Annotated in this window: 7 protein-coding genes and 2 pseudogenes; 8 read left to right on the forward strand and 1 reads right to left on the reverse strand. The window is 66.5% G+C overall.

What is annotated here, in order from left to right; translation table 11 throughout:
* Positions 1–96: 96 nt before the first annotated feature.
* From BRM3_RS06425 to BRM3_RS06455, 7 genes and pseudogenes are all read left to right on the forward strand, one after another.
* The gene (locus BRM3_RS06425) at positions 97–6,357 is read left to right on the forward strand and encodes a DNRLRE domain-containing protein (RefSeq protein WP_263595252.1); all 6,261 of its coding nucleotides are present in this window, start codon (positions 97–99) and stop codon (positions 6,355–6,357) included.
* 77 nt (positions 6,358–6,434) lie between these two features.
* Positions 6,435–6,725 carry a hypothetical protein gene (locus BRM3_RS06430; protein ID WP_263595253.1) on the forward strand — a complete coding sequence of 97 codons (291 nt, stop codon included), beginning with the start codon at positions 6,435–6,437 and terminating at the stop codon, positions 6,723–6,725.
* A 407-nt stretch (positions 6,726–7,132) separates the two neighbouring features.
* Positions 7,133–8,458 carry an ISL3 family transposase gene (locus tag BRM3_RS06435; RefSeq protein ID WP_263595400.1) on the forward strand — a complete coding sequence of 442 codons (1,326 nt, stop codon included), beginning with the start codon at positions 7,133–7,135 and terminating at the stop codon, positions 8,456–8,458.
* A gap of 132 nt (positions 8,459–8,590) precedes the next feature.
* Positions 8,591–9,319, forward strand: a pseudogene (locus tag BRM3_RS06440) (ISL3 family transposase); the annotation flags it as partial.
* 99 nt (positions 9,320–9,418) lie between these two features.
* Positions 9,419–10,726 carry an ISL3 family transposase gene (locus tag BRM3_RS06445; protein ID WP_263594637.1) on the forward strand — a complete coding sequence of 436 codons (1,308 nt, stop codon included), beginning with the start codon at positions 9,419–9,421 and terminating at the stop codon, positions 10,724–10,726.
* A gap of 6 nt (positions 10,727–10,732) precedes the next feature.
* Positions 10,733–11,332 (forward strand): annotated as a pseudogene (locus BRM3_RS06450) (ISL3 family transposase); the annotation flags it as partial.
* A 159-nt stretch (positions 11,333–11,491) separates the two neighbouring features.
* Positions 11,492–11,638 (forward strand): hypothetical protein, encoded by a 147-nt coding sequence (locus BRM3_RS06455; RefSeq protein ID WP_006822818.1) that lies wholly within the window; start codon positions 11,492–11,494, stop codon positions 11,636–11,638.
* A 182-nt stretch (positions 11,639–11,820) separates the two neighbouring features.
* On the opposite strand, the gene dld is transcribed toward BRM3_RS06455, so the two are convergent.
* Positions 11,821–13,536, reverse strand: a complete 1,716-nt coding sequence (gene dld, locus BRM3_RS06460) for a D-lactate dehydrogenase (protein ID WP_263595254.1) — start codon at positions 13,534–13,536, stop codon at positions 11,821–11,823.
* Between the two features lie 199 nt (positions 13,537–13,735).
* Here dld and BRM3_RS06465 point away from each other — a divergent pair, with 199 nt between their 5' ends.
* Positions 13,736–15,043 (forward strand): ISL3 family transposase, encoded by a 1,308-nt coding sequence (locus BRM3_RS06465; protein ID WP_263595255.1) that lies wholly within the window; start codon positions 13,736–13,738, stop codon positions 15,041–15,043.
* The last annotated feature ends 10 nt before the right edge of the window (positions 15,044–15,053 follow it).

Below are 15,053 nucleotides of genomic sequence, written 5' to 3' on the forward strand. Positions count from 1 at the left end.
GTGACTGCCTCATCTCACAGGACTCGTTGCACTGACCGCTTGAATCCGCCGAAACAGTCCGACGGGACGGTCGCTCCGAAGGCGGTCCCCGACGGCGTGGAGCTGGCTTCGACCGTCACGGGCACCGAGGACGCTCCGGCGGAGGTCGCGTCCATCTCGGCAGCCGATGACGCCGACTGGAGCGTGGCCCTCGCGTGGGGTGGCACGCTGGCAGCGCCCACCCTGAAGGGGCCGACGGCCACCTATCCCCACGCCTGGCCGGGTATCGACCTGACCGTGAAGGCGTCGCGTGACGGCTTCGAGCAGTCGTTCGTGGTCACGGACAAGGCCTCCGCCGATGCGTATGCGGCGGGCCAGACGGGGGACCAGGTCGCGTGGGAGCTGCCCTTGCTGGTCGAGGGCGTGACGGCCCGGGAGGCAGACGGCGAGAGGATCGAGTTCGTCGACGCCTCGGGCGCGGTGGTCTCGACCTTCGAGGCACCCTTGGCGTGGGACGCGAAGGTGGACAAGGCCTCTCTGGAGCATGTGAACCATGTGCCCTTGCAGGTCTCCATCGCAGCGCAGGACGGCGGGCGGATCACCCTGCGCCTGTCCATGGATCGTGCGTGGCTGCTGGACGCGGATCGGCAGTTCCCCATCACGGTGGATCCCGTGTATGCGGCAGCGACCGCCCGCCCCACGTTCGATGCCTTCGTGCAGTCGGACATCTCGACGGACCGGTCCGGGGAGCAGGAGCTCAAGGTCGGGACGTATGACGGCTCCCACGTGGCGCGGTCGTTCCTGTCGATCCCGAACGCCCAGTTCAAGGGTCAGCAGATCATGTCCGCTTCCCTGAACCTGTACGAGTCGTGGTCGTACTCGTGCACGGCCGCCGGCCTGGAGGCGTGGAGCACCGGTCCGGTGGACTCCTCGGTGCGATGGACGAAGCAGCCGACGTGGCTCGCGAAGAAGGGCTCCGTCACGGTCGCGAAGGGCTTCTCGAGCTCGTGCGCGGCCGGCTGGGTCAACATCGACATCACTTCTCTGGCCAACGAGTGGTCGACCAATCCGGACCCGACCATGACCATTGGACTGCGTGCGACGTCGGAGACCTCCACGAGCGGGTGGAAGCGGTTCGCGTCGATGGAGTCGACGAACCCGCCATCGGTCACGTTCACGTACAACCGCAAGCCGAACACGGCCTCCACGCCGGTGGTCACGGGGAGCATGCAGTACAACGGCGCCACGTATGTGTCCGCCACGAAGCCCGAGGTGGCCGCGGTGCTGTCGGATCCTGACGGCAACGACGTGCGCACGACGATCCAGGCGTACACGTCCACGGCGGCGACGACGAAGGTCTCCGAGTGCACGAGCGGGTGGGTGACCTCCGGGCAGCGGGCGCTGTGCACGCTCGGCACGGTGCCGGACAACACGACGCTGTACGTGCGGGCGTCCGTCCAGGACGGCAACGGGCTCTGGGCGGGGGTGTGGTCGCCCTGGCAGGAGGTGCGCACCGGCCAGGCCACGCCGGCGGCACCGACGATCGCGTGTTCCGGCTACACGAATGGCCAATGGGCGGCGACGGCTCCCACGGCCGACGTGTCGTGCACGATCAAGGCCCCGATGACGACCGGCAACAACCAGGCGATCCGGATCAACTACCGGATCGACGGTGCCACGGACGGCACCCCCGTCGCGGTCACCCCGGGACAATCGATCACGGTGAAGCTCCCGAAGGCAGCGGGCGGTCATCAGATTCGTGCTCGCGTGTTCACGGCCTCGGGGAAGAACGAGGTGGGAGTGTTCACGACGGGCTGGGGAGGCCCGTCCGTGATCTATCCGGCCTCGTTGTCGGCCTCGAACGGCACCTTCGCGGTCACGGCGATGGCGCCGGCTCGCACGGCGTCCGAGACGTCGGTCAGTGCGCAGATGCAGTGGCGGACGGCGGGGACGAGCGACCCGTGGACCAACGCGGGAGCCGCCAAGGACGTCACGGCCGCGTTGGGCGCTCCCTCGCCTCTCGACACGACCTTCGACGCCGCCGCCGCGCTCGCCGAGGCGAACGTGACGTCGCGCGGGCCGGTGCGCATGGAGTTCCAGGTCTGCTTCACCTACACCGGGGTCACCAAGCCGTTGTGCACGAGCGATACGCGACCCACGACCCTGGTGCGGATCCCCCACGCCTTCGGCGACGGGTACCCGACGACCGATGTCGAGGCCGGTCAGGTGGCCCTCTACACGGGGGAGTTCCAGACCTCGGCCACCGATGCCACCGTCCCCGGCTACGGCTCGGACATCACGGTGACTCGCTCTCACCTCTCGTACACGGGCCCGGGCGACGTCAAGGCATGGCCGACGGATTCCGTGACGGGCGTGTTCGGGCCCGGCTTCACCGCGAACCTCGAAGGCGACGACGCAGCGGGCCTGGCCGATCTCCAGGTGATCGATCAGCGGATGACCGATGGGTCGATCTCGCTGGTCGGTGAGGACGGCGAGCCGCTCGTGTTCGTCAACCCTGACGGCAAGCTCGGCACCCCGACTCCGGCGACGCTGGTCGCCGGCACCGAGGGCACCGAGACCTCGGGTGTGACCGCGAAGCTGACCGGCACGGCGACCGCCCCGGTCCTCGCGGTCACCGAGGACGACGGGACGATCACCTCGTTCACGCCTGTGGGAACCGTGCAGGCGGGCAAGAACCTGACGTGGCATCCGGCCTCGATCGCCGAACCCGGCCAGTCGGGCAAGACCACGTTCGGGCACGATCCCGCCACGGGGGCTGTGACCCGCATCGTCGCCCCTCTGCCCGACGGGCTCGCGGGCAGCGCGTGCCCGACATCGGGCACGCTGGCTCCGGGCTGCCGTGCCATGGACATCACCTACACGACGGTCACCGATCCGAATGGCAAGCAGGCGCAGCGGATCAGTCAGATCAGCGCCGTGATGTACAACGCGACCTCGCAGCAGGTCGAGTCCAAGCCCATCACCAGTTACACCTACGACTCCCAGACCCGGCTGTCGAAGGTGACCGATGTCCGCTCCGGGCTCTCGACGACCTACACGTGGGACGGCACGAGCACCCGGATCAAGACCATCACCCCCTCCGGTCTGGCCGGGTACACGATGACCTACGCCGCGAACCCGGACGCGACGATTCCGACGCAGGTGATCAAGAACGTGTCGCGAGGCGCCCAGACCGTGGGCGGGAGCGCCGTGCAGATCGCCTCGATCGTGTACGACGTCCCCGTGTCCGGCTCCGGCCTCCCGGATCTCTCCGAGAACGGCATCGCGGCATGGGTCAAGGACGCCAAGGGCACCCCGGAGTACCTCTCGCAGAAGCCGGTCAACGGGTACGCCGTCTTCGACTCCGACCATCCCGTGACCGCGCTGGTCGGCGCCGACCTGCCGGCCGCGGACCTCCAGTACGCGGGGCTGCAGTACATCAATGCGGATGCCTACACGATCAACTCCGCGAGCTACGGCGCGGGGGCCTGGCAGATCACGGCGGATCGTTACGACGCCCAGGGCAATGTGATCCGGTCCCTCGATGCGAGCGCGATCACCGCGGCCCGGGCCGATGACTCCCTCTCCTCGGCGCAGATCGACGCGATGTCCACCCAGACGGTGTACAACGCGGACATCACCGCCGCGGACGGCACCGTCCTCACACCCGCCGGAACGCTCGTCACGGACACCTACGCCCCCGCGCGCGATGTGCTGCTCGCCGACGGCACGACGCAGGCGCGCGTGCGCCCGCACGTCCACACCACCTACGACGAGGGCGCCCCCAACGGCGGCATCAACGCCGCGACCGGCGCGCCCTACCGTCTGCCCACCACGGTCACCACGGATGCCGTCGAGTCGGCCAGCGGAACCGGCGCGCCGGCGGTCATCGAGCAGCTCTCGGTCACCACCGCCGGTTACACCCCGATCGACGGCAAGTCCGCGACCGATCCGACCTCCGGATGGACTCTCGGCGTGGCCACCACGTCGACCAACGCCATCGGCCAGACCACCCGTCAGCGCTTCGATGCCCGAGGCAAGGTCATGGAGCAGCGGCAGCCTGCTTCCAACGGCACCGACGCGGGAACCACCAAGACCATCTATTACACAGCCGCCGCGAATGCGGATGACGCCGCGTGCGGCGCCACCGATCAGGCCAAGGCCTGGGCGGGTCTCGTGTGTCGCACCTTCCCCGCCGCAGCACCCAGCAGCGGGCCGACGATGCCGGGATCACGGGTCACGGGATACGACTTCTGGCTCTCTCCGACCACCACCGTCGAGACGAGCGGGAGCGCGACACGCACGAGCGAGGTCAAGTACGACGCCGCCGGACGTGCCATCTGGACCAAGACCAGCACCTCCGGGCTCACCGGATCGCAGGCGACGCCGGCGATCTTCACCCAGTTCAACCAGACCACCGGACTGGTCGACGCCACCGGTGTCTCCAACGCGGCGGGGACGGCCATCTCAGGGGCCAAGCAGACCAACAGCTATGACCTGTGGGGCAAGCAGACGGTCTCCGTGAACGAGCTCGGCGACTCTACGACGACCACCTACGACGACAAGGCGCGCGTCACCTCGATCAAGGACCCGAAGGGGACCACCACCTTCGAGTACAACGGCTCGGACGCCAACGGGAAGATCGAGCGTCGCGGCGTGGTCACCAAGCAGACCGTGACGCGCACGTCGAGCGACGCCCTTGTCTACCAGGCGGCATACGACGCCAACGGCGCCATGACCACGGAGAAGCTCCCGGCGGGCATTACCGCCACCCATCTGGTGGACGAGGCGGGGGAGGAGACCGGGCTGGTGTACTCCGGCCAGCTCACCGACCCCGCGACGGGGACCGTGTCGGCGGGGCCGTGGATCGCCTGGTCCCAGACCAACGATGCCGCGGGGCGCGTTCGTACGGATGCCACGACCTTCGCCTCGGCGATCGCGACCACAGCAGGCATCGACCCGGGAACCGACTCGGCGGATCCCGTCACCGCCGATCAGATCGACTTCGACCACCGCTACAGCTATGACAAGGCGGGGAACCTCACCAAGGCCGAGGATCTGACGGGGCTTCCCGTCGCGGGGGCCAGCGCGTCGCCGTACACGACTCGCGAGTACACCTTCACGGCCAACGGCGCGCGCAAGTCGCTCACTGAGCAGATCCGAGCCGATGGCACCGCCAGCGGCACGGCCACGCCGGGTGTCCAGCAGCAGCTCACGTACGACACCGCCGACCGGCCCACGGGAGGCTATGTCTACGATCTCTTCGGCAGACAGACGACACTGCCCGCCGCCCATGCGCCCAACCCCGGCGCCGGGGACATCACGCTCGGCTACTTCGACAGCGACCTGCCGGCGAGTGTGAAACAGGGCGGGACCACCACGAGCTTCACCCTCGACGTGGATGACCGACGCCTGGTCCAGACCAGCGTGACGGGCTCGCAGACCACGACGACCACACGGCACTACGCCGACGGCTCGGACAACCCGTCCTGGATCGACGTGAAGGCGCCGGACGGGACCACCACGACCACCCGGTACACGAGCTCGGTCAGCGGTGACCTCGGAGCCTCCATCATGTCGGATGGGGCCGCGAGTCTGACACTTTCCAACATCCATGGGGACATCGTCACGACGATACCGATCATCGCGGCGCAGAAGGCGAGCGTGGCGGCGACGACGATCCTGGGCTGGTCGGCCTACACCGAGTACGGCACGCCGATCGACCCTGTGCAGACGAAGGCTGTGGGCACGACCGCCGGCTACGGATGGCTCGGCGCCAAGGAACGGTCAACGACCGAGGCGACCGCTGGACTCACGCTGATGGGGGTGCGGCTCTACACCGTTACCGTAGGATCATTCACATCGCCGGACCCGGTCACTGGAGGTAACTCCACTGCATACGCCTATCCCACGGATCCAGTAAATGCGCAAGACGTTTCGGGTCTTTGCCGCGGGTTCGTGATCGATTCGGTTAAGGGGGGCCCGTGCAGGGTAACCGGCTACACCAAGCACGGAATGGACCGAGCAATAGGGGATGGTTTAAAGCGCAAGGGACCCAAGCCGTCGGCGATTCGCGATACTCTAAAAAACCCTACCAAAGTTATTTTAAAGTACGACAAAGATGGCCGAAAGTCATGGCAATATAAGGGAGCCCGAGCGAATGTCGTCCTAAACTCGAAAGGTAAGATTGTGTCTACAAACCCTAGAGGGAAGGGGAATTCGCGGCAGGGAAGCAGTGGGCGCGGAGGTGGAAGGGCTACCATTGATGGCCCTTCGGGGGCTACTCGGACCGGAACGGGTGGTCGCGGAGGGCGAGCCATGGGGGGAAGTATGCGTGACGTTGGACCAATGGCTCCCCGCATGCGCGCGCTCCAGTAGGTCTACTTAGTGCATAGTGAGAGAAATATTCTCGCGCCAGAAACTTTCGAAAGCGAGGCGTCATGAAGGAGGGTGTGGTGACCAGAAATAACAGGAGCCGATTCTTGCAATTAAGAAATGCTATTCGCGAATTTGCTTGGATAACCGACCCGGCGGGTATGAAAGAATTTCGCGATGAAGCCAGCTCCGAATACGACGATCTTGCAAACAAGATTGCTGAACACTATTCTCCTGGAGCAAAACGCTATCGGGATCGAGAGGCGCTAGAAGCGTGGCTTTCCGATTTTCCCGAACCCCTCGATGGTGAGGCTTTGAAATTTCTTATGGATCTCGCATCGGTGGCTGCCAAGCACATGCAAGCGGGCTAGGAGTCATTCCCCCTGAGCACACGACAGGGGCCCTCCTTACGAAAGTACCTTGGCGTTCACGTGCGGCACAGTAGACGTCTTGGGCAAAGTGGTAATGGGTAGCCCATGGCTACCTGATGGCGGGCTTCCCGCGCCGACGCCTGTTCGGGTCCTGCCGACCGGCCCACGGGAGGCTACGTCTACGACCTCTTCGGCGACAACGATCCTGGGCTGGTCGTCCTACACCGAGCACGGCACGTCGATCGACCCTGTGCAGACGAAGGCTGTGGGCACGACCGCCGGCTACGTATGGCGGCTCTTCAGAGTTGAGTGTGGGTGCGCCGGTGGTGCGGGGTAGCTGGTGGTAGGCGTCGAGGTCCCGGATGATGAGCGGACTTCTACCTCTGCTCGCACCAAGGACCTCGACGATGCACAACCATAGTTGCGTATGCCCTGACGCGCTCGATCGCTGTGGGAGATGCGATCTTCTCCTGGACTTCCCCGGCCTTCACCTGATCGCGGTCTCGCAGGCTCCCTCAGGCCTGATGCTCGAGGTGGAGTCCTGCGATCCGGTCACGGGCTGCCCTGGCTGTGGAGTCATCGCGACTGGTCACGGCCGTGTGATGGTCGAGATGATCGATGCGCCCTGGGCCGGCAGGCCGGTGCGGATCCGGTGGCGGAAGCGCCGCTGGATCTGCCTCGAGGACATCTGTCCCGTGGCGACGTTCCTCGAACAGGATCCCGAGGTCTGCGCACCGCGGGGACTGTTGAGCATCCGTGCGGTTCGGTGGGCGATCAGCCAGCTCCGCCGTGAAGGAGCGACGATCCAGGGCCTGGCCCGGCAGCTCGGCACCACCTGGAACACGCTCTGGTCCCAGGTCCAGCCCGTCCTGACCCTGGCCGCCGAGGACCCGTCCAGGTTCGAAGGAGTGCATGTCCTGGGCGTGGACGAGCATGTCTGGCATCACCGTGATCCTCGCCGGCGTGGTCCGAAGGAACTCACCGGGATGGTCGATCTGACGCGCGGCCCCCACCCGACCGCGAGGCTTCTCGATCTCGTCCCGGGCCGATCCGGGACGGTCTATCGCAACTGGCTCGACGAGCGGGGCGAGGAGTTCCGGCAAAGTATCGACATCGCGACGCTGGATCCGTTCCAGGGATACAAGAACGCGATCGATGACCGCCTCGAGGATGCCACCTGCGTACTGGATGCGTTCCACATCGTGAAGCTCGGCGGGGCTGCGATCGACGGCGTCCGCCGCCGGATCCAGCAGGAGACCCTCGGCCACCGCGGCCGCAAGGGTGATCCTCTCTACGGGATCCGCAACGTCCTTCGCGCCGGCCGAGAACGCTTGACGAGCAGGCAACAGGTGCGTCTGGCCAGCGCTTTCGACGCCCATCCCGCTCACATCGAGGTCGAGGTCGCCTACCACTGCGTCCAGGACCTCCGAGACGTGTTCCACCAGCCCACACCCGCCCGGGGTCGTCGACTGGCCGAGCAGCTGATCGAGAAGCTGCCATCGTGCCCGATCCCCGAGATCGCGCGGCTCGGGAAGACGCTACGCCGCTGGAAGACCGCGTTCCTGGCCTACTTCGACACCGACGGCGCGAGCAACGGCGGGACAGAGGCCGTCAACGGGATCATCGAACTCGGCCGCCGCATCGCCAGAGGGTTCCGCAACTTCGAGCACTACCGACTCCGCATGCTCCTCATCACCGGCGGTCTCGACGCCTCACCCCACACTCAACTCTGAAGAGCCCGTATGGCTCTTCACAGATGAGGGTGTAGCTGTGGTGCGACCTGGGGCGGCGCGTCGGTGTCGGGGTGAGGGTCGAGGTCTTCCGATGATGGGAGTTCTCACACAACCCGTCCGGAAGACCTCGACGTGCCTGACGCTACCTTCACGCGCCCTGACCTGACTACCTTCACCCGCCTCGACGGCCTCGGTCTGGAGGTCACCGGCCAGCTGCTCGAGCCTGACCGGTCCGTGCTGGCGTGCCGGGTCGTGAAGCCGGACGACTGGTGCAGGCGGTGCGGCTGCCAGGGCGTGCCCCGTGACACGGTGAGCAGGGAGTTGGCGCACGAGCCGTTCGGGTGGCGCCCTACCACGCTGGTGCTCACCGTGCGCCGCTACCGCTGCAAGGAGTGCTCGCACGTGTGGCGTCAGGACACCACCGCTGCGGCGCCGCCGCGGGCCAAGATCTCCCGCGCCGGCCTGCGGTGGGGTCTGGTCGGGATCGTCGTCGGCCACCTGTCGATGGCCGGAGTTGCCGAAGGACTGGGCGTGGCGTGGAACACCGCCAACGACGCGGTCCTGGCTGAGGGCCGGCGTCTGCTCATCGAGGACCCGACCCGCCTGGACGGTGTCAAGGTCGTCGGGGTCGATGAGCACGTGTGGCGGCACACCCGGCGCGGTGACAAGTACGTCACCGTGATCATCGACCTCACCCCGGTCCGGGACGGCACCGGGCCCTCACGCCTGCTGGACGTGGTCGAAGGTCGGTCGAAGAAGGCGTTCAAGGACTGGCTGGCCGAGCGGGACCAGGCTTGGCGCGATGGGATCGAGGTCGTGGCCATGGATGGGTTCGCGGGCTTCAAGACGGCTCTTCATGAACGAGGGTGTAGTCGGTTGAGCGCGTCGGTGGCCGGGTAGGGGTCGAGGTCTCCCGGATGATGGAAGTTCTTCACGCTCGCCATCCCGAAAGACCTCGACGTGCTCCACCCTACTTTCGCGACCCCTGACCTGACCACGTTCTGCCGCCTCGACGAGCTCGGCCTCGTCGCCGTCGGCCAGCTGATCGAGCCGGATCGGGCCACGATCGAATGCCGCGTCGTCGAGGACGACCCGTGGTGTCGGAAGTGCGGTGTCGAGGGCGTGCCGCGGGACACGGTCACGCGTCGACTGGCGCACGAGCCGTTCGGGCACCGGCCGACGACCCTGCTGGTGCGGGTGCGCCGGTACCGGTGCGGACACTGCCGGCGCACGTGGCGGCAGGACATGACGCGGGCAGCGGCGCCGCGTGCGAAGATCTCCCGCGGCGGCCTGGAGTGGGCGCTGCGGGGCATCGTCATCGACCACCTCACCGTCACCCGCGTCGCCGCAGGTCTCGGGGTGTCCTGGAGTGCCGCGAACGCCGCCGTCCTCGCGGAAGGCAAGCGGCGCCTGATCGACGACCCCGCCCGGTTCGACGGGGTCACCACGATCGGTGTCGACGAGCACGTCTGGCGACACACGAGGCTGGGCGACAAGTACGTCACCGTGATCATCGACCTCACGCCCGCGAGGAACAAGACCGGGCCGGCGAGGCTGCTGGACATGGTCGAGGGCCGCTCCAAGGCGGTGTTCAAGCAGTGGCTCGCCGCCCGCCCTGCGGACTGGGCGAAGCGGATCGAGGTGGTCGCGATGGACGGCTTCGCCGGGTTCAAGACCGCTGCCGCCGAGGAACTCCCCGACGCCGTCCCCGTCATGGACCCGTTCCACGTGGTCCGCCTCGCCGGCGACGCGCTGGATGTCTGCCGGCGTCGGGTCCAGCAAGACACCACCGGTCACCGCGGGCTCAAGGGCGAGCCGCTCTACAAAGCCCGCCGCACCCTGCACACCGGGGCGAGCCTGCTCACCGACCGGCAGCGGGCACGCCTGGACGCAGTGTTCGCGAGCGAGGAGCACGTCGAGGTCGAGGCGACCTGGGGCATCTACCAGCGCATCGTCGCGGCCTACCGGGAGCCCGACAAGAAGAAAGCGAAGGCGATGATGCAGGAGGTGATCGCTGCGATCAGCAGCGGCGTTCCCGCGGCGCTCGTCGAGGTCCGCAAGCTCGGCCGGACCATGAAGCAGCGGGCGGGCGACATCCTCGCGTTCTTCGACCGCCCCGGCACTAGCAACGGCCCGACCGAGGCCATCAACGGGCGACTCGAACACCTCCGCGGCTCCGCCCTCGGCTTCCGCAACCTCACCCACTACATCGCTCGGTCGCTGCTCGAAGCCGGAGGGTTCAGACCCGCGCTACACCCTCGTTCGTGAAGAGCCTTCAAGACCGCCACCACCGAGGAGCTGGCGGACGCCGTCACGGTTATGGATCCCTTCCACGTCATCCGGTTGGCCGGGGACGCTCTCGATGAGTGCCGCCGCCGAGTCCAGCAGGAACTGCACGGACACCGCGGACGCAAGGGCGACCCGCTCTACACCGCGCGGCGGACCCTGCACACCGGGGCTGACCTGCTCACCGACCGCCAGCACGAGCGCCTTGACAAGCTCTTCGCTGGGGACCGGCACGTGCACGTCGAGTGCACCTGGGGGATCTACCAGCGCATGATCTCCGCCTACCGTCACCCCGACCGGGCAGCCGGCCGCGTCGAGATGAACTCCGTGATCGGTGCCCTCGCCGACAGTGTGCCTGAGGCGTTGGTAGAACTGCGCAAGCTGGGCCGCACCCTGACCAGACGCGCCTGCGACGTCCTGGCCTACTTCGACCGGCCGCGCACGAGCAACGGACCTACCGAAGCCGTGAACGGTCGCCTCGAGCACCTGCGTGGCCTGGCCCTCGGCTTCCGCAACCTCACCAACTACATCGCCCGCGCACTCCTCGAAGCCGGCGGATTCAGACCACACCTACACCCCGAATTGTGAAGAGCCGGATCAGTTCGTGGACCCATCGCCAGGACACCCGGTAGCGGCGGGCGACCTCGGCCTGCGTTTGCTGCCGCTGCGTGACGGCCAGAACAATCAGACGCGCTTTAGACATCCCTCATCGTCACGGACCACTATGAACGATGTCCCGACTCACCTATGAACGATGTCCTGAACCTGCACACCTTCAGCTCCACCAATATGTTCAGGCAATGTGTTTCAGCAATAGCCTCCGGGCTCGTCGATGTGGCCGGTGGCGAGGATTTCGCCGGTGTGCCGGCCGTCGCGGGTCAGCTGACGGCGTGAGGCGATGACCCGTTCTCGGACCGGGCGCGGCCCTCGCCGCCACGCGATTCTATGGCCTGCCCAGCCTCTGACCGATGTCTCGACTCATCCGTCCCGGTGGACCTAGGGAGTCGAGCCCTAGGTCCACCCGAGATGGATAAGACATCGCTCAGGCTCTCACGGCGTCGCGCTACCTTGGGGACTTAGGCCCAGTCCTTGTGCGGCGACGTGCCGCCGATACCGGCGTTGAACGTATTCGTCGGATCGAGCTCCTTGAAGTGCTCTTCCATGGACTCCGGCAGCTTGTAGATGCGACCGTAGTTGTGCTCGGCGGGCAGCTTCGCGCCGCGCTCCTCCAGCAGGTGCTGGATGCGGTCGTGCAGCGCCTCGGGATCCACGCCCTGCTTGGCGACATAGTCCTGGTGCATCACATGGCAGAAGAAGTGCCCGTAATACGCCTTGACCTCAAGCTGGTCGTCGATCTCCTCCGGCAGCACCTCGAGCCAGTTCCAATCGTCGCGACGCAGGGCCACATCGATGGGGATGAGCCCTGCGATGTGCCGGCGCTTCAACGCGGCGTAGCGAGTGGCGGCACTGGCCGCGCCGAACCGGTTGAGCGACGCGCTCTTTTCTTCATCAGACGTGCAGATGAAGAACTCACCAGTGTGCTCGGGCTCTGCGAAGAACTCCTTGAGCATCTTCTCGCTCGCGGCCTTCTGCGACTCGCTGACGGTGAGCAGCAGGTGATGCTCGAAACGGTTGCGGTACTCCATCATGCGCTTGGGCAGCTGGTTGGGCAGCACGCTGAACATGGCTTGCGATACCGTGTCGGCGAAGGTCGGACCAATGCCGGGAATCTTCGAGAACAAGCCGTTGGCCCACGTCTTGAACGAGAACATGCGCGTCTGCAGCGCTGGACTCATGAACTTCAGGAAGACGAAGGTGTCTTTGCCGTACTTCTCGGCCAAGTCGAAGGCACTGCGGCCCATGTACTCACCAGAGATAGGCAGCGGCATGTCGGCTTCGAGGAACAACCGACGGATCTTTTCGAGCTCGTGCGTGTTGTTCGTGCCGATGTAAAACACGGTCGGGTGCACTTCGCGAGGGAAGGTGCGGGTGCGCACCGCGAACACCATCAGCTTGCCGGCCGAGCCGGATGCCTCGAACAGGTACTCGGGGTTCGCATTGTAGCGAGCAGGCGAAGGCACGATCTTGCGCAAGCGCTCGGCGTACTCGGTCTCGTTCGAGTCTTCGGGAGCTGGGGTGACATCCTCGGGAGACCACTCGCCGCGCTGTAGACGGTCGAGTGCGACCTCAGGGTCGTCTCCGAGCGAGATGCCCAGGTGATTGACCAGCTCGACCTTGCCGTCGTCGTTGACGCGGGCGAAGATCGCTTCGCGCGTGAATGCCGGACCCTTGCGAATCTGGCTGCCGCCCGAGTTGTTCGCGATGCCGCCGATGACCGAGGCGCCGATTGATGTCGACCCGATCACCGAGTGCGGCTCGCGCTGGTGCTTGGCGAGCGCGTCGGTCAGGTGTGTCAGCGGGGTGCCCGCGAGCGAGATCGCCTCGCGCGCGTCGTTGATGAGGTGCACCTCATCGATGCGGTGAGTCGAGATGATCACAATGGGGCGATCGTAGTCTTGGAAGCCGGGGCCGGATCCACCAGTCAGGCCCGTGTTCGATGCCTGCGGGATGACGATGAGGTTGTTGTCGACGGATACCTGCAGCGCCCGCCACATCTCGACCAGCGTGCCGGGGCGCACCACGGCGAAGACTGGTCCTCCGCCGAATCGATAGCCTTTGCTGAATGGCATCGTGGCACGCTCAGAGGTCAGTACATGTTCGTCGCCGACGATTCTCTTGAACGCATCGATCGCTTCGTGCGAAGTCGTGGTGGTCTGTCCTGGTTGCGTCATCTCTAAGCTTCCTATATTCAGTTGCATCACAAGCGCGTCATGATGCTGAGGGGATGTCGCCTTGATCCGAGCTAGTCCGGCTCTTCACAGATGAGGGTGTAGCTGTGGTGCGACCTGGGGCGGCGCGTCGGTGTCGGGGTGAGGGTCGAGGTCTTCCGATGATGGGAGTTCTCACACAACCCGTCCGGAAGACCTCGACGTGCCTGACGCTACCTTCACGCGCCCTGACCTGACTACCTTCACCCGCCTCGACGGCCTCGGTCTGGAGGTCACCGGCCAGCTGCTCGAGCCTGACCGGTCCGTGCTGGCGTGCCGGGTCGTGGAGCCGGACGACTGGTGCAGGCGGTGCGGCTGCCAGGGCGTGCCCCGTGACACGGTGAGCAGGGAGTTGGCGCACGAGCCGTTCGGGTGGCGCCCTACCACGCTGGTGCTCACCGTGCGCCGCTACCGCTGCAAGGAGTGCTCGCACGTGTGGCGTCAGGACACCACCGCTGCGGCGCCGCCGCGGGCCAAGATCTCCCGCGCCGGCCTGCGGTGGGGTCTGGTCGGGATCGTCGTCGGCCACCTGTCGATGGCCGGAGTTGCCGAAGGACTGGGCGTGGCGTGGAACACCGCCAACGACGCGGTCCTGGCTGAGGGCCGGCGTCTGCTCATCGAGGACCCGACCCGCCTGGACGGTGTCAAGGTCGTCGGGGTCGATGAGCACGTGTGGCGGCACACCCGGCGCGGTGACAAGTACGTCACCGTGATCATCGACCTCACCCCGGTCCGGGACGGCACCGGGCCCTCACGCCTGCTGGACGTGGTCGAAGGTCGGTCGAAGAAGGCGTTCAAGGACTGGCTGGCCGAGCGGGACCAGGCTTGGCGCGATGGGATCGAGGTCGTGGCCATGGATGGGTTCGCGGGCTTCAAGACCGCCACCACCGAGGAGCTGGCGGACGCCGTCACGGTTATGGATCCCTTCCACGTCATCCGGTTGGCCGGGGACGCTCTCGATGAGTGCCGCCGCCGAGTCCAGCAGGAACTGCACGGACACCGCGGACGCAAGGGCGACCCGCTCTACACCGCGCGGCGGACCCTGCACACCGGGGCTGACCTGCTCACCGACCGCCAGCACGAGCGCCTTGACAAGCTCTTCGCTGGGGACCGGCACGTGCACGTCGAGTGCACCTGGGGGATCTACCAGCGCATGATCTCCGCCTACCGTCACCCCGACCGGGCAGCCGGCCGCGTCGAGATGAACTCCGTGATCGGTGCCCTCGCCGACAGTGTGCCTGAGGCGTTGGTAGAACTGCGCAAGCTGGGCCGCACCCTGACCAGACGCGCCTGCGACGTCCTGGCCTACTTCGACCGGCCGCGCACGAGCAACGGACCTACCGAAGCCGTGAACGGTCGCCTCGAGCACCTGCGTGGCCTGGCCCTCGGCTTCCGCAACCTCACCAACTACATCGCCCGCGCACTCCTCGAAGCCGGCGGATTCAGACCACACCTACACCCCGAATTGTGAAGAGCCCCTT

The sequence above is a fragment of the Brachybacterium huguangmaarense genome, from assembly GCF_025725725.1.
GTDB lineage: Bacteria > Actinomycetota > Actinomycetes > Actinomycetales > Dermabacteraceae > Brachybacterium > Brachybacterium huguangmaarense.

Bases quoted from the DNA above. Each gene is read 5' to 3' on its own strand.
- BRM3_RS06435 (WP_263595400.1), top strand. From the start codon at position 7,133: ATGCACAACCATAGTTGCGTATGCCCTGACGCGCTCGATCGCTGTGGG.
- BRM3_RS06455 (WP_006822818.1), top strand. From the start codon at position 11,492: ATGAACGATGTCCTGAACCTGCACACCTTCAGCTCCACCAATATGTTC.
- dld (WP_263595254.1), bottom strand. From the start codon at position 13,536: ATGACGCAACCAGGACAGACCACCACGACTTCGCACGAAGCGATCGAT.